19 protein-coding genes are annotated in these 16,713 nt (G+C 58.9%); 11 read left to right on the top strand and 8 right to left on the bottom strand.

Going from position 1 to position 16,713, the window contains the following annotated elements; all coding sequences use genetic code 11:
• The first annotated feature begins 974 nt into the window (after window positions 1-974).
• From F4827_RS30985 to F4827_RS30970, 4 genes are all read left to right on the top strand, one after another.
• Complete coding sequence (locus tag F4827_RS30985; protein WP_183733832.1) at window positions 975-1,982, top strand: PRTRC system protein D; 1,008 nt, start codon at window positions 975-977, stop codon at window positions 1,980-1,982.
• Window positions 1,979-2,308: a hypothetical protein gene (locus tag F4827_RS30980; protein WP_183733829.1), complete on the top strand. Its 330-nt coding sequence runs from the start codon at window positions 1,979-1,981 to the stop codon at window positions 2,306-2,308. Before F4827_RS30985 ends, F4827_RS30980 begins: the two co-directional genes overlap by 4 nt.
• 468 nt (window positions 2,309-2,776) lie before the next feature.
• A complete protein-coding gene (locus F4827_RS30975) occupies window positions 2,777-2,935 on the top strand; it encodes a hypothetical protein (RefSeq protein WP_183733624.1) in 159 nt (52 codons plus the stop codon).
• Between the two features lie 14 nt (window positions 2,936-2,949).
• Complete coding sequence (locus F4827_RS30970) at window positions 2,950-3,210, top strand: hypothetical protein (RefSeq protein ID WP_183733826.1); 261 nt, start codon at window positions 2,950-2,952, stop codon at window positions 3,208-3,210.
• A gap of 73 nt (window positions 3,211-3,283) precedes the next feature.
• Here the strand turns inward: F4827_RS30970 and F4827_RS30965 are convergent, their stop codons facing one another.
• From F4827_RS30965 to F4827_RS30940, 7 genes are all read right to left on the bottom strand, one after another.
• Window positions 3,284-3,502, bottom strand: coding sequence for a hypothetical protein (locus tag F4827_RS30965; RefSeq protein WP_183733629.1), 219 nt, complete (start codon window positions 3,500-3,502; stop codon window positions 3,284-3,286).
• Between the two features lie 97 nt (window positions 3,503-3,599).
• Window positions 3,600-4,211, bottom strand: a complete 612-nt coding sequence (locus F4827_RS35635) for a DNA primase (RefSeq protein ID WP_260175576.1) — start codon at window positions 4,209-4,211, stop codon at window positions 3,600-3,602.
• A 48-nt stretch (window positions 4,212-4,259) separates the two neighbouring features.
• Window positions 4,260-4,739 carry a primase-helicase zinc-binding domain-containing protein gene (locus tag F4827_RS35630; RefSeq protein WP_260175575.1) on the bottom strand — a complete coding sequence of 160 codons (480 nt, stop codon included), beginning with the start codon at window positions 4,737-4,739 and terminating at the stop codon, window positions 4,260-4,262.
• A 260-nt stretch (window positions 4,740-4,999) separates the two neighbouring features.
• A complete protein-coding gene (locus F4827_RS30955) occupies window positions 5,000-5,599 on the bottom strand; it encodes a single-stranded DNA-binding protein (RefSeq protein WP_183733823.1) in 600 nt (199 codons plus the stop codon).
• A 14-nt stretch (window positions 5,600-5,613) separates the two neighbouring features.
• A complete protein-coding gene (locus F4827_RS30950; protein ID WP_183733819.1) occupies window positions 5,614-6,474 on the bottom strand; it encodes a hypothetical protein in 861 nt (286 codons plus the stop codon).
• Between the two features lie 9 nt (window positions 6,475-6,483).
• Complete coding sequence (locus F4827_RS30945) at window positions 6,484-6,915, bottom strand: hypothetical protein (protein WP_184123868.1); 432 nt, start codon at window positions 6,913-6,915, stop codon at window positions 6,484-6,486.
• Between the two features lie 109 nt (window positions 6,916-7,024).
• Window positions 7,025-7,381 (bottom strand): hypothetical protein, encoded by a 357-nt coding sequence (locus F4827_RS30940; protein ID WP_184123866.1) that lies wholly within the window; start codon window positions 7,379-7,381, stop codon window positions 7,025-7,027.
• A 453-nt stretch (window positions 7,382-7,834) separates the two neighbouring features.
• On the opposite strand from F4827_RS30940, the gene F4827_RS30935 reads away from it, so the two are divergent.
• The 5 genes from F4827_RS30935 (at window position 7,835) to F4827_RS30915 (ending at window position 11,412) form a co-directional block, all read left to right on the top strand.
• Entirely contained in the window at window positions 7,835-8,392 is a 558-nt protein-coding gene (locus F4827_RS30935; RefSeq protein WP_184123863.1) for a nuclease-related domain-containing protein, read from the top strand.
• Window positions 8,350-9,120, top strand: coding sequence for a hypothetical protein (locus F4827_RS30930; protein ID WP_184123860.1), 771 nt, complete (start codon window positions 8,350-8,352; stop codon window positions 9,118-9,120). The genes F4827_RS30935 and F4827_RS30930 overlap by 43 nt, the downstream gene beginning before the upstream one ends.
• An 80-nt stretch (window positions 9,121-9,200) precedes the next feature.
• Window positions 9,201-10,430, top strand: a complete 1,230-nt coding sequence (locus F4827_RS30925; protein ID WP_184123858.1) for a FlhC family transcriptional regulator — start codon at window positions 9,201-9,203, stop codon at window positions 10,428-10,430.
• Entirely contained in the window at window positions 10,414-10,593 is a 180-nt protein-coding gene (locus F4827_RS30920) for a hypothetical protein (protein ID WP_183731310.1), read from the top strand. Before F4827_RS30925 ends, F4827_RS30920 begins: the two co-directional genes overlap by 17 nt.
• Before the next feature lie 15 nt (window positions 10,594-10,608).
• Entirely contained in the window at window positions 10,609-11,412 is an 804-nt protein-coding gene (locus F4827_RS30915; protein WP_184123855.1) for a ParB/RepB/Spo0J family partition protein, read from the top strand.
• 75 nt (window positions 11,413-11,487) lie between these two features.
• Here the strand turns inward: F4827_RS30915 and F4827_RS30910 are convergent, their stop codons facing one another.
• Entirely contained in the window at window positions 11,488-12,870 is a 1,383-nt protein-coding gene (locus F4827_RS30910) for a replication initiation protein (protein ID WP_183733769.1), read from the bottom strand.
• Window positions 12,871-13,656: 786 nt separating this feature from the next.
• Here F4827_RS30910 and F4827_RS30905 point away from each other — a divergent pair.
• Window positions 13,657-14,865, top strand: a complete 1,209-nt coding sequence (locus F4827_RS30905) for a ParA family protein (protein WP_183733772.1) — start codon at window positions 13,657-13,659, stop codon at window positions 14,863-14,865.
• A complete protein-coding gene (locus F4827_RS30900; protein ID WP_183733775.1) occupies window positions 14,862-15,833 on the top strand; it encodes a ParB/RepB/Spo0J family partition protein in 972 nt (323 codons plus the stop codon). Before F4827_RS30905 ends, F4827_RS30900 begins: the two co-directional genes overlap by 4 nt.
• Window positions 15,834-16,713: the final 880 nt, after the last annotated feature.

Raw genomic sequence — 16,713 nt, 5'->3', positions numbered from 1 at the left:
GCGCAAATCCGCTCCCGCGTTGACTGCCTGCCTGATGCTCGACTGCAAGCTAAATCGCATTGCGATCCGCTGCGTGCTGTCGTGCTCTCAGGGCTTTGCCGCATCCCGTGGCTACCCGACCGGCCCCGGATACGTTTCCGTATCTGGATGGCGTGAACGACGCGGTGTCGTGCACGCACCCGGGCCAGCTGCCGGGTAATTCCTGTTGCGCATTTCTGGTGACGGCTGCGCGGACCGTTCTGTCTTCCGTACGAGGAGGCGCGTTTTCACTGGCGTGGCCAGCGCGCAGGCTCTCCCCCGTTCCGAAGCACGTTCATCTCCGCCGCGGTGTATCGGGCTTCGTGAACGCACCCAGCACTCAGGCTGAAGGAACGTGTGCAGGCGCATGAGAACGTGGTCGCGAACTGTCCAACTGTCCGCGTCCACACTTCCTCATTGCGCCACATTGCGGCGGACACCCGCCAATCGCATGGATATCGCACTGTCCAGTGGTCCTCAATATGGATCACGGTGGACTTGATCTGATTGAAAAAAAAGCCGCCTCACGGTGGAGAGCGGACAGTCGGGAATTTCTGGCCCTGGCGGGCCGGGGGTTTTGGCCTATTGGGCCTGAGAGAAGACGCACGAAGTGCCTGGCACTTCTGGTCGATGCGTCAGGGACGCGGCAGGTATTGCAAGGATACGGCCTCATGGCAAGCGCGTCAGGGCAAAAGATCCCCTGATCCCGCGTGCTTTCGCTGACTTGACTTCGCAATCCGCTCGATAGACTGGATTCAGAAAGTCGGACATTTACCCGGAGTTTGCCTGGCAGCCCCAGGAATCTCCGGGATAAACCCGGAGTTTCATGAGGTGTGCTTCACGAACTCCGGGATAAACCCGGACTTTGCTTTGTTGCGCTCTCAAACCCGGACTTTATCCCGGAGTTTGGTAGCGGATCCACCCAACGCGTACCCATGCTTTCTGGAGAGAAACATATGAAAACTTCCGTCTTCGCTATCGACGTCGGCTACGGCAACACGAAATACGCTTACCGTGCTGCCGGTGGCTCAATTGCAACGGATATGTTCCCGTCGCTCGCGCCGCTCGCCGCGACGCTTAACTTAGGTCACGGCGACGGTACGATGACCACCCGCAAGGTCGTCACCGTGACGATCGACAAGATCGAATATGAGGTCGGTCCGGGCGTACCGCTCAACGCGGTCCACGGACTAACCGGCCGGGCACTCGCCGCCGACTACGTCACCACTGACAACTACGCCGCACTGCTTTTTGGTGCGATCCACTTCGCGGGCGTCACCCACATCGAACGTCTCGTACTCGGGCTGCCCGTGCACAACCTTAAGACGTACTCCGATACGCTCAAGGAGCGCTTTTGTGGAGAAATGGATTTTGGATGCGGTCGTGTCACGATCGACAAGGTCGTCGTGATCCCGCAACCGCTGGGTTCGCTCATCCTCGCATCCAGTACGCGCGGAAAGAACTTCAATCCCAGCGACCAGCACCTCGTTATCGACGTCGGCTATTTCACGACCGACTGGGTGTACGCGACGGGCTTCACAATCAATAACGTCCTCAGCGGCGGCACGCCCGGAGGCGCGTCGCACATCTACCAGCGAATCGCCAATCTGATTTCCCTGGATGAAGGCGAAGACTGCGACTGTATCGAGATGATCGACGAGGCGCTGCGTGAGCGCACGACACTGCGCTTTTTCAGCAAGGACATCGACCTCGGTCCATACCTTGAGAAGGCCGAGCCCGTCATCGCCGGCGTCGTGAAGGAAATCCAGCGCAAGGTGGGCAAGATGCCGAACGTGCGATCCGTCATCCTGTCCGGCGGCGGCGCGGCGCTGTACGCATCAGTCCTTCGGCGTGCCTTTCCTCGCCTCATCATCGAAGTGATTGACTCGCCGTGCATCGCGAACGCACGAGGCTATCTGCTCGTCGGCGAAGCCGGTCTCGCTCGCGAGCGCCGCGCAGCATGAACGGCAAATTCGTGATGGAGATCACGGTCCCGCAGTTGCAGCATCCGTTGCTGTATGAGCGGTTGCGCGCGTGCGCGACTGCGCGGGAGCGCGCGGCCGTATTCCGCGCTCTGGCAGAAGCGCACCTGCGGGGAGAGTCATCTGGCGCTTATCACGGACTCAGGCCGTCTGAGCCTGCCCGACCGCAAGCCGACACCAGCCCGCCACTTTCAGCCTCAGATGCGGCGACCAGCGAAGCAGGTGACTTTGACGCAGTTCGGGTCGAAGACTCCGACACATCCGGCAGCGTGTTTGGCAGCTACCTAGAGGATCTCCCGTTTAATTGAGCGGTGCTAGCCGGACGCTATGCACCGGTGCATGGCACCAGCGCGAAGCGCACGCTGTTCGCCGTGCATCGACTTCACTACAGGCCTCGAAATGCGAACTCTTGCACCGGTGCAATCACCATGCACCGGTGCAAGACACCAGCGCGGAGCGCACGTTGTTCGCCGCGCCTTGACTTCACTACAGGCCTCGAAACGCGAACTCTTGCACCGGTGCAATCACCATGCACCGGTCCATGACACCAGCGCGAAGCGCACGCTGTTCGCCGTGCATCGACTTCACTACAGGCCTCGAAACGCGAACTCTTGCACCGGAGCAATCACCATGCACCGGTCCATGACACCAGCGCAAACGCACGTTGTTCGCCGCGCCTTGACTTCGCCAGAGGCGTGGCATCATGAATTCAAGTACCGGTGCAATCACCATGCACCGGTGCATAACCCTCACCGATAACTGAAGGAGAATCCAAAATGGAATATCAACTGCTCAACGCTATCCTCCACGGCGAACGTCTGAACGAGCCGCTCACGTGGGTCTATCTGGCTGCAATCGCCGCCGTTGCCGTCGCTGGCTGGAAATTTGGCGAACTGTCGTACAGCCTCGCCCAGCGCAAGCAGGACGCTGAATAATGGAAGTGCGCGCCATGGAACAGGACTGGATGGCAAGACTCGCCCGGGCCTGGCTACGGTTCAGGCAGTGGCCCGTGATCGGGCAGCGGGCCGCCATCGCCGCAGCCTGCTACGCGATATGGTTGTTCTCGATCTGGCTTTACAGCCTCGGCCTGCACAGCACTGGCGAGTTTATCGGCATCGTGTCGGCGTTCGCGTGCATCGCCGCGGCAGGCGGCGAGTACATCCTGCGCGGCGCGCTCTTTCTGCTGGTGTGGTGGCTGCGCCTCTTCTGACGCGCTATGTACATGCGAAAAAAAACGGCGGCACCAAATTGCTCTGGGGCCGCCGCTGTTTCAAGTGCTGGAATCATTGCACACGATGTGCCGACAAAACCGCAAGTCGGCGCGTGCAAAAATCAAATGCCGTCTCGAACGGCTCATCACGTGCGACAGTTTTGCAGCTGATCCGGTCGAACACGTCGAAGCCCGTCGCTTCCGATTTACATACCGGCTGATGCCCGTTTGCAGCGCCATTCGTTGCGACGATCGTAAAGCGGTTACCCACCTTCATCTGAAAGAAGCTCATTTCCCACCTCAAGAGAAAAGAGCCCGACGGACCATCCCCGGCGGGGACGAATCCCCACCGGGCTGGTTAAAAAGAAAAGCCGCCTGATGGCGGTACTTCAGAAGGCCCGCGCCACGCGTGGCGAAGGCGATGCCTGACGGCCCAACGGGCCACTCATACGCGACGCCAGATAGCGCGTCGTCCACTGATCTGCGAAGTCGGTCCCACGCACGCGCGGGCGGTGCAGCACGACGGTGTAACCTTCGGCACGCAAACGCTTCGCGAGCGCCATGCCGGCCACAACGCCCGGCGACTTGCCGGTCTTCGGGTCGACGTGATCAAAGTCCATAAAGATGTGCACGACCTTGATTCCGAAACCTTCCGGGACAACGAACTGCGAAAGCAGAACGCGGTTCAGACAGTTCCAGACCGGCACGCTGGTCTCCATGAAGCCGCCGTACACCGTCTCCAGTCCTTCGCCGACGCCGATCTCACCATCAACCGGTTGCATCAGACGCACAGCGCCTCCCGCAAGCGGGTTGAGCGTCATGTCATTGAGTTTCACATCCAGAATCTCCCCGTCCGGGGACACGATCGACGCCTTCGCGGGCGTGACCGGATCGAGAAACGTGCGATGCAGCGTGCCGAGCCGCCCATCGGGCAATTCGAACCGGGCAAGAATGCCCGGCCATTCGCCGAGCACCTTGCGATCATGACGGTACTCAAGCATGCCAAGTCGCAGCGCCCTTGAGGGACCGGCCGTCAGGCCCGGCACACGCTACTGCAGATAGCGCATGGAGAGATCGCCCGTAGCCTGCGGCCTTGCGGCATTCCACATGTCCGTGAGGCGCTTTTCAACGAAAGCCGGGCTGGCCTTTCGCTTCGGCCGCGGCGCCTTGAAATCGGCAACCGCCCGTTTCGACGACGACGGCGCACCGCCCGTGAGTTCGCGCATCAGCTTGAAGAGGCCGATGCGGTTCACCCGCGTGATCAGTTGCAGACCATCGCCGCCCATCGGATCGCCGTCGTTGCATTTGCGGCACACCCAGTCGCCCCGACCGTGCCTGTTGTCATAGGTAAAGCGGTCGTCGCCGCCGCAAACCGGGCAGGACGTTGCCTTTCCGGTCAGATAGCTTGCAGCGATGCCGTAGCTCATCAAGGTCGAGATCCACGCCTCAGGAGAGAGCGCAAATCCCTTCAGCGTGCGTTGCAGCCAGTCGCGCTGCTCGGGCGATAGCCCGCGTCCAGTCGTACTCATATGTCACTCTCCTGGGAGGAAGTGGGTTGGGTCGGTGCCTGAGACAGGCGTGAAAACGCGTGCTCAAAAGAGCGGCCTGCGCCTGGCGCGAGCGGATCTTTTCAGCAGGTTTCCTGTGTCGGGATCAACGGGATCGGCGCCCACATGGATGTGGCAGCGCGGCGAATGAGATGCGTCGCACGACGCACCCGAGGGTGCGCCGCGAAACGTAGGTGAGGATTTACAGGATCAGCAAATCCGGAAGGTGAGAACGTTCGGGATCAGATTGCAGCCCATGCGGCGCGTGCATACAAACCCTGGAAGGGGATGTCGTCGTCGAAATCTGCAAAGCCGCCCGCGGACGGCGCGCGGTTGGCGCCACCGCCGCCTGCAGAAGACTGCGGTACGCGCGAGCGCGGCGCAACGCCCGAATCCTCATTGCGCGTGCCACGCGTGGTCTGCGATGAGCGCGCCGGCGGTGCCGACTCGAAGCTACCGTCGTCGCCGTCGTGATGCTGGCTGTCGCCGCGCTGCTGGCCACCGCCGTTGCGGCCGCCAAGCATCTGCATCTGGTCCGCGATGATCTCCGTCGAGTAGCGGTCGGTGCCGTCCTGCGCCTGCCACTTGCGCGTACGGATACGCCCTTCGATATAGACCGACGAGCCCTTTTTAAGGTACTCGCTGACGATCTCGGCCAGGCGCCCGAAAAAGTTCACCCGGTGCCACTCGGTCATTTCCTTGAACTCGCCCGACGCCTTGTCCTTGTAGCGGTCGGTGGTCGCGAGACGAATATTGGCCACAGCGTCGCCGCTGGGCAGATAACGCACTTCCGGGTCCGCGCCGAGATTGCCGACGAGAATCACCTTGTTGACGGATGCCATGATGAAAACTTCCTTTATTTAAGAGTGATGGACCAGAGCCACTTGTCCCAGTAGACCTGCTGGCCGTTTTTGAGAACGGGCTGGCCACTTTCGTGAAAAGCGGCGACCTTGACCTTGCGAAGACGACGCACTGTGACGTGATCGCCCACCTGACAGCGTGACTCAGCGATCGCATCCTTGAGCCCTTCGCCCTGAAGGATCTGTTCGCCCAGCGCTGTGTCGACATGCATCGCGAACGAGGTATAGAACGGCTTGCCGTATGGCTTGCGGTTCGGAAACTCCTCCTCGCCCCAGCACACAATGCGACCGATCGTTGCCGCCAGATCGCCGCGCCCCGGCGCGCCATTCTTGCCATTCGCGCCAGCCGTGCCAGGCGTGCGCGTAGTACCCGCTGGCCGGCGTGGTCGTTCCGTCGCGGACGGCACGGGCCGATCGTGGTGAGCGACTGTCTCGCGTTGCCCATGCCCGTGCGACTGCACCGGGGCATCGGCGAGTACGTAGTGCGGCTGCCGCGCGCTTTTTGCACGAATCGCGGCCGCGATGGCATCGCGTAGCGGCAGTGCATGTTGATTCGCAACCGCCCAGTGAGGCGACAGCGCCGGAAGGATCTTGGTGCCGAAGCGCGTCTCTCCCGGTGCCTCTTCAAATGCCGGAAGGAACTGAACAACGCAATCGCCTTCATCGACGAAGAGATTGGGAACGCCGTCGATGGTGACGAAGGTTTCGTTGTCTGCACCACGTCCGACATGACGTGGTGCCTCGGGCTTCGAGGCGGCGGCCGGTGCGGTGTGGGCAGGTCGCTGGGCACTACTCGCACCACCCGCCACATGAGGAAAGAGCTCCGCTAATGCGCGGAAGAAATAAGGGACTGCCATATGGTTCTCCTAGAGCAGCGATCCGAAGCAGATACGCTTGAGTTCTTCGAGATCGCGTGCCAGTAGCGGCGTATCCAGGATCACGGTTTGCAGGGTCTCGGGATCAACTCCGTTGACGCTGCACACGTGCTCGTAGGAAAGCGCGCCGTCCCAATAGCCCATGATCCAGCCGAGCGTGGCGCGATAGTCATCGACATCCAGTTTCACGTTACGCAACCGTTCGCTAAGCATCGAAGCGCAATCCATGAGGGATTCCGGCATGCGGTCGCCGCGACGGCTATCGCGTGCCAGCGAGATCAGCGCGTCGACCATGCCTTCACGCACGGACGCGCTCCAGAGATGCGGATCAGGAAGGGGATCGGGTTTGGGAGGAACGACGAGTACCGGAGTGGCCTCGCCGCCAAAGATGTCGAGCTGCCATGCAGCGACTTCTGGTTTCATGGATTGCTCCGGACGCGGCCGGGCAATCGCATCACCCAGACCGGGAATGGATTCCCGGCGTAGGTAAGGGCCACCGCAGCAAGCGCCGCGGTGGTGTGACTGACGGACCCTAGTGTCGGGTGCCCGTCTTCTTCATGGGGATAACAACTGCCGATTTGGCGTATTGCCGGATCGGTGTTGCCTCGGGTGCAGGGGCGGGAGCCGACGGCTCCTGCGCACTGTTTGCGGCAGCCGCTTTCTTGAGCGCTTCATCACGCGCCTGATCGACACGCTGACGCTCGATTTCAGCGTCGGCGGCCTGAAGGGCCTTGGCCTTGAGCATAAGTTGCTTGCGCAACCAGTACACCGTGGCTACGGCAAGGAACACGCCAACGAAGAAAGACGTCGAGGCGAGATAGACAACGAAGCACAGGGCGAGCAGCTTGCCCGGCGACTTGAGAACGGCTTTAACGAAATGCTCCAGCATTTTTCTCTCCAGAAAAATAAACGCACAAGAAAATGTCCAGGTTTTGCCTGGTGATTTCGATGCTCGGATTGAGCAAGGAAAACCGGTGCGCGGAGCACGTTCGCAGTGGCCCGCACCGATGGACGGACGACTGCGAACGGACTCTCACCGAGGGGACAGGAAAAGGAAGGGGCGGCACGGTGCCCGTGCTGCCAGGTCGATGCGTGCGGGACGCGAGGATGTAGCCAGCGTAGTGGATGCGCAGCCATGCGCTCCCGCGCAATGATCACGAATTCGCAGCAGCTTTCGCGATGAGTCGCGTTTTGCAGGCGCCTGCAACGCTTTAGCCGAAATGATGCAGTTTTTGTGGAGCTTTCCGGCCTAAAAAAAGAGGCGCTACGCCGTGTGCGCCGACTTGACTTCGAAAGAAGCCTGGCAGACTGGACATATCACCAACATTCCACTGGAGTGATCATGTCCGGTCTTCTTCTGCTGCTCGCCCTCGGCTACCTGGGCTATCGTCTGTCGAAGCTTGCGCCCCGCACGCGCCGTCGTGCATGGGGACGCTTTCGCGATCCCGCAGCCACAGCTACGGCCACGACCACGGCCAAGCCCGTCACGCGCGCCCAGGCGAGCGGCGACGCTGGCGAAGCGGCTGTGCACGCTGAACTGCATCGCGTGCTGTCGTGGCTGTGCGGCGAAAACTTCCATCTGCACAAAGGCGCGGTCCTTATCCACCACGCACCAGGAACAGCATTCTCCACGGCCGAGATCGATCACGTTGTGGTCGCACCTTTCGGGATCTTCGTAATCGAGACGAAGAACTGGAGCGGCACGATCGCACCCGGCGCGCACCGCGATGAGATCGTGCGTACCGGTCAGGACGGCGTGGCCGAGGTACGCCGCTCGCCTCTTGCCCAGAACCGCACAAAGGTCACGTTCCTCAACGAGAAGTTGCCACGCGTATGGCCCATCGAAGGCCTCGCCGTATGCAACTGCTCCTTGGCAAGGATATTGGTGACGAGATCGTGAACGCAGTCATCGATGCGCGTAAGGCCAATCCCGAAATGAGCACCCGCGAAGTCAGAGATCTGATCGCGGCGTACCGCCACAAGCAGGACGAGCTCACTGCGACGCTCGAGCAGGTAGAGACGCTCAACAACGAGCTTGCGAAACTGAATTCGCTCTATGACCTCAGTCGCGCCGAAGAGAACCGGCTGAATCGCGACATGGAGCAGATGCGGATCGAGCGTACCGAAGCGCGGGCGGCGACGGACCGGCTGCGTAACGAGCTGTCCCTGGTGGGCAACTCGAAGAACGCCCTGCATCAGGAACTCAGCGATGTTCAAAACCAACTGGCGGAACTTCGACGCGAGAAGGCGCAACCGAAAGTTAGCCCACCCATTGCCGAGAACGAGGAGGCCCTAGCCGACCTGAACCGGCTGAACGCAGAGTTCCTGCGTTTGATGAAAGCGTCTGCGGACCTCGAGGCCAAAATCGAGGCCCAAAAGGCAGAGGAGGCCGAAGCCGCTGCGCGATTGCAGGAAGCGGAAGCGGCGTTGGACATGCAGACACGCGTTGACGAAACGATGAATGCGCTTGTAGTGGACTTTGGCGAGTTTGTACAGAAGTACCACAGTGCGCAACTGCTTTGCACTGCCGGCGGCAAGCCGGAGCGATACAAGCCGGTTTTCAGCGCGCTCGCCGACGTCGTCGGCAAATTTCATGCGGAGATCGAGCTCGCAAGGAAGGCCACATAAACCTGACCGGGGAAACACGCACGGGGAATGCGGGACTGTTCTAGCGGCACGTCCCATTTAAACTGAAAAGAAACGCTGAGATGACTAATTCAAATAACAATCACGAAAAAACCGCCGAAGATTACAAGGCCCTGGACCGTCTGTACCTCCATCCGTGGGTCGCGGAGCGTCTGCGCTGCATCAATTACGATCTGGTCGAACATATCCATCAGATGCTCGTCTCCGATCCCGCTTTCAGCGAGATTTATGGGGTCGATCTGCAATCGATCGAACACCTTCGCCAGAACGACAACTCGCTTCGCAAGCTTTTGGGCACACCCTTTCTCATGCTTTCGCCGTCGCTTCCGTCTGTGGAAGACTGGCGCTGCTTTGTCGATGACACGGCAACGACCGTCGCTGTCGACGAACTGCGTGACAGCATGCCGGACAACCGCGATGCACTGACCACCCAGGCCATCCAGCATCACAACCGCCAGTTCCTCGACATCGTTCTGACGGTCGCGAACATGAGTGTGCTGAGTGCGCCACTGCTTGGTATGACGCCGGAGCTTGTTCGGTACCTGGGGAGCCTGCCTTCATACAAGCTTCGCACAGCGCTCGAGCGTATCCGCGACCTGCCGCTGTTCTGTTGGCGCTTCCGGTCTTCTGCGTTCTGGGTTGAATACACGGCCCACGACATGAACGCGGACCAGGTCGCGCATCACATCATGGCCACGACGCCGTTCCGAGCCAGCGAGCTTCCTCACTCGGCCATGTGGACTGAGTTGCGACTCGGGCGCGACACGCACGAGACGTATGCAGCGGCGCTGATGGCGCACGGATGCCGTTCAAGCACCGCCGCTACGCTTTTCCGCCTGCCACAAAGCAAGACGCGACAGATGTACCAGGCGATTCACGGCAAGCGGTCGATCTGCGGCAATTTGCCGACTTCGCTCCAGTGGTTCGTCGACAAACCCCAGCACCGCCTGCACACGACGGTATTCATCTGGCTGTACCGGGCAGCGCTGACCATGAACGCGAACACTCCTCAGGCCCTTATCGCAGCAGCCGATCTTTACGCGAATCTCTTTCCGCGTGAGGGACTGCTCGCCATCGATCGGGCGTGCAGCTTGACTCGCCGGATGGGTGCTGATACGCGCCTGACCATCGCGCCTTGCCGCGAATGCGGTACCTCTTACGTTGTTGCGAACAACGAGACGAAGATCGAAATGCACCACAGCTTCGTCTGCCCATCGTGCGACGGCAGCCTTTTGCCGCGCACCACAACGCGCGGCCGCAAAAGGAGGAACGAGAATGCAACTGGAAAATAAACTACCTGATTTGCCTGCTGGACTCGTCGTGTTCAGCTCCGATGGCTCCGCCCAGTTCGGCTGGCAGAATCCGGAGACGGGCGCGTTCTACGCTGAAGTCGACGGTCAATGCATCATCAACGCGATCGGGTGCGTGCCGTGGCACGCCGACACGGTGCACTGACGAAGGCACGCCGACATGGAAGATCTCGCCTGGATGGTACGGGACAGCGCCGCGGCGTGGCTGCGTGGGCGTGACGATGGCCGGTTCGCCGGCTACGAGACGTTCTACCGCCGCGCGCTCGATGCGGGCACAACAGGTTTTGACCTTGAGAAGCTCAACGAGGACTATGCACTATGGACGAGTGAGCGTCCCTCGCGCCTGGTCAGCCTGTTGAATCGCCCAATCGTTGCGCGCGCACTGATCGCTTTTCTCGCCGTCTGGATCGGCGCCCATACGCAGCTTCGCGCCAACGAGGCGACGCCATACGAACGCGGTCTTTTCTATCGAACGTTGCTCGTGCAACGACTATGGCCATCACAGTCGGCACTATCGAGAGCCATGGGGATTTCGATGTCTAATCTTTCTCGAATGCTAGGCTTGGCGCGAATCCCTAGTGAGATTGTGGACGCGATGGGCGGCCCGAAGGCACTTACTTTTCGCGTCGGCGAGGTAATCTTGGCGACGATCGATGCGACGGGTGAAAAGAAAGTCATCGAGCGCGCGCGCGAAGCGGTAACGATCGGCTATCGCGAGATGGAGGACCTGCTCGAATATATCGTCGCAGATCGAGTGCCGGAGCAAACGTTCAGCCGAGTGCGGGTGAGATTGGCCCGGGACAGGAAAAGTCTCAGGGTTGACTTACCCGGAATTGAGCGACTGCTTCCACACCTTCCTGCTCTGGAAGACTGGCTGACGACTTCGCTTGTTAGGTTCGAGGTGAAGCTCGCAACGCACTTGAATGCGTCAGCAACAAAGGAGCGACACCGACGCGCGCCGTGAGCACTTTGAACGCCCGACGCACGGGGGAAGCCAACAGTCGATTGGCGCCCAGCTCGGCACGCGTCCGAACGTATTTCAACGCAACCGCCCCTTACTTGCTCGAGTCTTGGCAAATACGTAGCCAGCGAAGGCGTCCTTCAAATCCGGGTATTGCCGAATCACCTTGTCGGTCAGCTCTATAGCCGGCTCGATTCCCAAACGTCGAAGTGTCAGCTTGCCGCCCGCGCTTGATCGATAGGTTCTGCGCCACTCTTCCTGCGCCTTCGGAGTCGCCTCGTCATAGGCATCCCATCCGCGTCGGACCTCATCGACGATACGACTCTGCGCATCAACGTCCTGCGCAGCAACTCGCAACGCCACGCGAGACTGCACCTTCTCTTTCGCATCAGCTTCGCGTCGCTCCGCGAGCGCGAGCAACTGCTGCTGCTCCACCATCTGCCGCTCGGCGTCGGACACGATCCAACGTTCCTTCAGGGCTTTCATGAAAAAACCTGCTGGACTCTTTGATATCTTTCCAAGCTTCAAACTGAAACGAGTGCGCTCGATTGCCTGTTCGAGGCGCTCATCCGTGTATGTATCGCGATCGGACGCGATCTGGCTAAATTGCGCGCTTGACAGACCGAACTCTTGTTTCAGCGTGTCATATAGCGCTTTCGCTTGCTCGTGTGTGTGCAACAGGCGCTCTTCGACTGCCTTCCGCTCGATACGAAAACGAAGGCGACCAATCTTCCGAGAGCCTGGTTCGTTACGGGTCTCGAAGGAAAGGTTTAAATCGGACACAGAATTGATCTGCTCGACAGCCGGTCCGAGCCAGTCACGTTTGAAATACTTGAATTCCTTCGCCTTTGCGCCGATAGCCCCTTGCCATGATCGCAGTTCTTCAAGCGTGAACCAGTCAGTCACGCCCTCGTCAGCGTACGGCAGGAGGTGGTCGTACATCACCCGCGCGTAGCTCAGCGTGAACAATGACGTGATGCGAAGACTCAGCCAATGAGACTTTCCTGGCCCTCGAATGATGCCAATGAGATCAGGTGGAACGCGAAACTGGAACCGCCCGCCGGCGTACGAAATGCGACCAATCAGCTGGACCGAGCCGAATGGCTTCGTGCCGTCGGCCTCAGCTTCCGCCGTGGCCTGTATCAACGCCCGTTGCGCTTCAGTGATAACTTGCTCTAGGTGGGCGTTGTTGCGGCTTGAATACCGCATGAGCCACTTAAAATAGTCGAGCTCGACGTCGTAAAGTTCGTGAACACTGGCCTCTTGAGCCACGACGAAGTACGCGGCATCGATGAGCCGCCGAGCGGAGACACCGAGATCGACGATTCGGATGAGAACGTTTTTTCGGGCGAAGCCGATGTCCTTTTGTGCAGCCTCGACCGGCAAGTCCTGCCCGCGTGCGTCATCGAAAAGTGCCAGCGCCAACTGCCTCGACGTGGCGACCTGCCCTCCTGTCGTCATCCGACTTCCCTCTCCATCGCGATCGTATTTGGGCCGTACGGTACATAGCGCAAGGTGCGGTGTCAACACACATCACCTCACCTTGCCCCGCCTTGCCGCCCAAAACACCTCACCTTTGCTCTAAGCGATCACAATTTTCCTCACCGTTGAGTCGAAAACATCTCACCTACCGGCCCTAAATACCTCACTTTAGTGCGGTAAACGTCTCACGGTTGTGCTCAATCCACAGCACTTCAAACACATAACACCTCACCTTGCCGAGCTAAATCATTGTTTTTTATAAATAAGAGGTTCAGTGTTAGTGGTTGGTAGGTTTTATGTTTACAAAAACAAACTAGCTACCCATGCAGCTTCCCAGAAAAATGGCAGCTACTTCGCTTTGACGGATGCGGATATCGGCGGCTTCAAAACGCACGGACTTGAACAAAAATGCCTTGCCTAAGGTGAGGGAAATTGTGTGATGACGCGAAAGCTTCGGGATATAGGATCGCTTTCGCATCCCGAAGGTGAGGTGTTTTGTGTTGTGCTTCCCGAATAACGTGCACCCGCTCGATTTCCTGCGAGGCAAATTGCCGGGCGCGAGGCAGAATTTCGCGGCGATAAGCGCTTGAAATACAGGCAGTTACGACTTCCTACCGCGAAAACGACTCGAAAGGGTCGAATGTAATGGCAATTCTCCGGGTCCGCTAGTATTCTACGGTTCGACGGGCTTATGCAGCCAAACCGTAGAAATGATGGGTGAGCGGTTGAAAGTCGCCTCACCTTTGATAGAAAGGAATTTCCCACATGAATTTAAGCGAGCTTCCAAGCATCGATCGACGGGTGAAACTCACGGATTTCAGTGAGTTCGCTGATCGCCTGAAGGTTATGACCGACGAGCTCCGCGATCAAATACTGGCGCCCCGCCCTCGGAAGAACGCGCCGGTGTTCACTATCGGCGAACTGTCGGATCTTTGTGGCCTCGACAGGCAAAAGATCAATTACCTCGCTACGAAAGACGGTAGCGACCTTCCGACTGGCGAAACCCACGGAACCGGCCGAGCACGTATTTTTTCGTTGAAAGACGCACGCCGGTGGGTCCAAAAAGTATCGACGATCTACCAGACTCCGCTCGTGACCGGCACCCGCGAACAACGCGGCCGCGTGCTCACGACGGCAAATTTCAAAGGAGGTTCGTGTAAAACGACGACCTCGATGTGCCTTGGCCAAGGCCTCAGCCTGCGCGGCCGCAAGGTACTTATGATCGACCTCGATCCTCAGGCGTCGCTGTCAGAACTCTGCGGCCTCTACGCCGAGAAAGACATCAATTGGGACGATACAGTTCTCCCTTATATCTACGATCCCAACATTGAGGGCGGACTAGGGGCTAAGGTTCAAAGTACTTATTGGGACGGCCTCGATATCATTCCTGCGCACAACTATCTGCATGACGCGGAATTTCATCTGCCTGCCGAGCAGAAGACGAATCCTGGCTTTAAGTTCTGGTCGATCCTTCGTAACGGGATCGAGCCCCTCCGTGCCCATTACGACTACATCATCATCGACACGGCGCCTTCGCTCTCTTATATGACGCTGAACGGTCTGATGGCTGCGGATTCAATGGTAATGCCGCTCGTGCCAGAGAGCCTCGACTTCATTTCGTCGTCGTCTTTTTGGTCGCTGTTCGCGGAAGTTGCGAACGGCTTTGCGGAACACGACGTCGATAAAACGTACGACTTCGTTTCCGTTCTGCTCTCGAAAGTCGACTATGGTACGACCTCGTCGGCTCCGGTCGTTCGCTCGTGGACGCAACGTGCATACGGCGACTGGCTCCATGCCATCGAAATTCCAGCCAGCTCTGTTATGAGCAACGGAGCGCTCGCGTTCTCGACCGTGTTCGACCTATCGCGCGCCGACACCGTTGCTAAGACCTTAGCGCGAGTAAAGCAGCCGCTGATGGACTACTGCAAATGGATCGATGATCAATATGTCGCACAGTGGAGGGCCGGGCAATGAGTAGCCTGCGTGATCGCATGATGGCCAAAACGGCCGATGTCAGAGCAACGAAAGATATCAAGCTCGATGCTCAGCAGGAAAAAAGCAAGACGCCGCTTACTGCCCCCGGGATGGCGGGGGCGCTCGCTCAAGCGCAACAGCGGATTTCAGAGTTGGAGAAGGCTGGTCTTCCGACAGACGTTAGAGTTGCGGACATCGTTCCGAATCCCTGGCAGCCGCGGCAGGTGTTTTCAGAGAGCAAGCTTACTCAGCTCGCTGAGTCTATTCGGGAATCGGGTCTCGTTCAGCCTATCGTTGTTCGTCGCAAGGAAGCTGGCTATCAGTTGGTAGCCGGCGAGCGACGTTGGCGAGCACACAAGATGATCGAGAAAGAGATCATCAAAGTATTCGTGGTCGATCTCTCCGATGAAGAGATGGCGTTGCTCGCTCTTGTTGAAAACGTTGCGCGAGAGGATCTTTCCGACTACGAGATTTCCCGTTCAATCCGCCGTACGGAAAAAGAGTTTCCGAATCGCAAACGCGTCGCGGAGGCGTTGGGTATGGCTAGGTCCGAGCTTTATCGCTTCCTGTCGTTTGCTGACCTTCCCGAGTTTGTGATTAGGGATCTCGACGTTCAGCCACGTTTGCTGGGTGCACATGCCGCTCAGAGTCTGGTGGCGACTCTTCGCGATAGGAACGAGAGAGCCCTAGAGATCGCGAAGGAGGCGTGGGCAAAATTGGTATCTGGCGACCTCGATCAAACGAAGCTTGTGGCTGCAATTAAGAGTGCCATCGAAGCAGACGGCAAGACGGATACGAAGGTCAGCGATCGAAAGATCGAGAAGATATTTGCTGGAGGAAATCAGGCTGGTTCGATCACTCGCGATTCCGTTGGCCTCACTGTGAAGATCAGGGCCGGAATGCTAACGGAGGAAAAGGAGAAACAAGTGCGCGACCTCATAGCGCAACTTTTCTCTGCAGCAACCTGAGAGACGCCTTCGCGGTCTCAAAAGCCCGACACACGTCGGGCTTTTTTTGTCTCGTGCGTTTGAGCAGGTCAGATAAGAATAGCCAGCGTCCTCATTGGAGACACTGACTCTGACAACGGTCGAAGTTTCGGAAATCTGTGCTGGGACCACGCTTACTTCAGCGGAAACGCCGCTTTCAGACTAGATGGCTTTGGGCGAGTCGCTGTGTGTCTCCAGGCGGGGCGAGTTAGGCGCTAGGATGCCGAGTGTCTCCATTGGAGACACGACACTGCCGATAGCCGAGATCAGGAGGTGTGAGCGAGGACAAGGTTTGCCCCACTTGAAGCACCGCGGCGGCCCGAGTAGTTCTGGTTAAGCCTGTGTGTCTCCACTGGAGACACACAGATAGGCCGCGCGAGCTCGGGCTCTAGCATGCCGAGTGTCTCCATTGGAGACACTGGCACGGCCGGTAGGAGAGATCTCGGAGACGTGAGCGAAGCATAAGGTTCGCCACACTTGGAAGCACCGCGGCGACTCGTTTAGTTCTGGTTAAGCCTCTGTGTCTCCACTGGAGACACAGAGATAGGCCGCGCGAGTTCGGGCGCTAGCATGCAGTGTCTCCATTGGCGACACTGGCACGGCCGGTAGCCGAGATCTCGGAGACGTGAGTGAGCACAAGGTTTGCCCACTTGGAAGCACCGCGGCGGCTGAGAGTAGTTCTGGGTAAGCCTGTGTGTCTCCATTGGAGACACTGGCATGGCCGTTAGGCGAGATCTCGGAGACGTGAGTGAGCACAAGGTTTGCCCCACTTGGATGCACCGCGGCGGCCCGAGTAGTTCTGGGTAAGCCTGTGTGTCTCCACTGGAGACACACAGATAGGCCGCGGGAGTTCGGGCGCTAG

The organism is Paraburkholderia bannensis (genome assembly GCF_014200455.1).
GTDB classification, from domain to species: domain Bacteria; phylum Pseudomonadota; class Gammaproteobacteria; order Burkholderiales; family Burkholderiaceae; genus Paraburkholderia; species Paraburkholderia bannensis_A.
The sequence above is the reverse complement of the archived record's forward strand: the minus strand, read 5'-3'. Positions and strand labels throughout refer to the sequence as shown.

Excerpts from the sequence above, each read along its gene's own strand:
- F4827_RS30905 (WP_183733772.1), top strand. The coding sequence starts at position 13,657 with ATGAATTTAAGCGAGCTTCCAAGCATCGATCGACGGGTGAAACTCACG.
- F4827_RS30975 (WP_183733624.1), top strand. The coding sequence starts at position 2,777 with ATGGAATATCAACTGCTCAACGCTATCCTCCACGGCGAACGTCTGAAC.
- F4827_RS30940 (WP_184123866.1), bottom strand. The coding sequence starts at position 7,381 with ATGCTGGAGCATTTCGTTAAAGCCGTTCTCAAGTCGCCGGGCAAGCTG.
- F4827_RS30910 (WP_183733769.1), bottom strand. The coding sequence starts at position 12,870 with ATGACGACAGGAGGGCAGGTCGCCACGTCGAGGCAGTTGGCGCTGGCA.
- F4827_RS30950 (WP_183733819.1), bottom strand. The coding sequence starts at position 6,474 with ATGGCAGTCCCTTATTTCTTCCGCGCATTAGCGGAGCTCTTTCCTCAT.
- F4827_RS30915 (WP_184123855.1), top strand. The coding sequence starts at position 10,609 with ATGGAAGATCTCGCCTGGATGGTACGGGACAGCGCCGCGGCGTGGCTG.
- F4827_RS35635 (WP_260175576.1), bottom strand. The coding sequence starts at position 4,211 with ATGCTTGAGTACCGTCATGATCGCAAGGTGCTCGGCGAATGGCCGGGC.
- F4827_RS30985 (WP_183733832.1), top strand. The coding sequence starts at position 975 with ATGAAAACTTCCGTCTTCGCTATCGACGTCGGCTACGGCAACACGAAA.
- F4827_RS30900 (WP_183733775.1), top strand. The coding sequence starts at position 14,862 with ATGAGTAGCCTGCGTGATCGCATGATGGCCAAAACGGCCGATGTCAGA.
- F4827_RS30980 (WP_183733829.1), top strand. The coding sequence starts at position 1,979 with ATGAACGGCAAATTCGTGATGGAGATCACGGTCCCGCAGTTGCAGCAT.
- F4827_RS30925 (WP_184123858.1), top strand. The coding sequence starts at position 9,201 with ATGACTAATTCAAATAACAATCACGAAAAAACCGCCGAAGATTACAAG.
- F4827_RS30920 (WP_183731310.1), top strand. The coding sequence starts at position 10,414 with ATGCAACTGGAAAATAAACTACCTGATTTGCCTGCTGGACTCGTCGTG.
- F4827_RS30930 (WP_184123860.1), top strand. The coding sequence starts at position 8,350 with ATGCAACTGCTCCTTGGCAAGGATATTGGTGACGAGATCGTGAACGCA.
- F4827_RS30955 (WP_183733823.1), bottom strand. The coding sequence starts at position 5,599 with ATGGCATCCGTCAACAAGGTGATTCTCGTCGGCAATCTCGGCGCGGAC.
- F4827_RS35630 (WP_260175575.1), bottom strand. The coding sequence starts at position 4,739 with ATGAGTACGACTGGACGCGGGCTATCGCCCGAGCAGCGCGACTGGCTG.
- F4827_RS30965 (WP_183733629.1), bottom strand. The coding sequence starts at position 3,502 with ATGAGCTTCTTTCAGATGAAGGTGGGTAACCGCTTTACGATCGTCGCA.
- F4827_RS30945 (WP_184123868.1), bottom strand. The coding sequence starts at position 6,915 with ATGAAACCAGAAGTCGCTGCATGGCAGCTCGACATCTTTGGCGGCGAG.
- F4827_RS30970 (WP_183733826.1), top strand. The coding sequence starts at position 2,950 with ATGGAACAGGACTGGATGGCAAGACTCGCCCGGGCCTGGCTACGGTTC.
- F4827_RS30935 (WP_184123863.1), top strand. The coding sequence starts at position 7,835 with ATGTCCGGTCTTCTTCTGCTGCTCGCCCTCGGCTACCTGGGCTATCGT.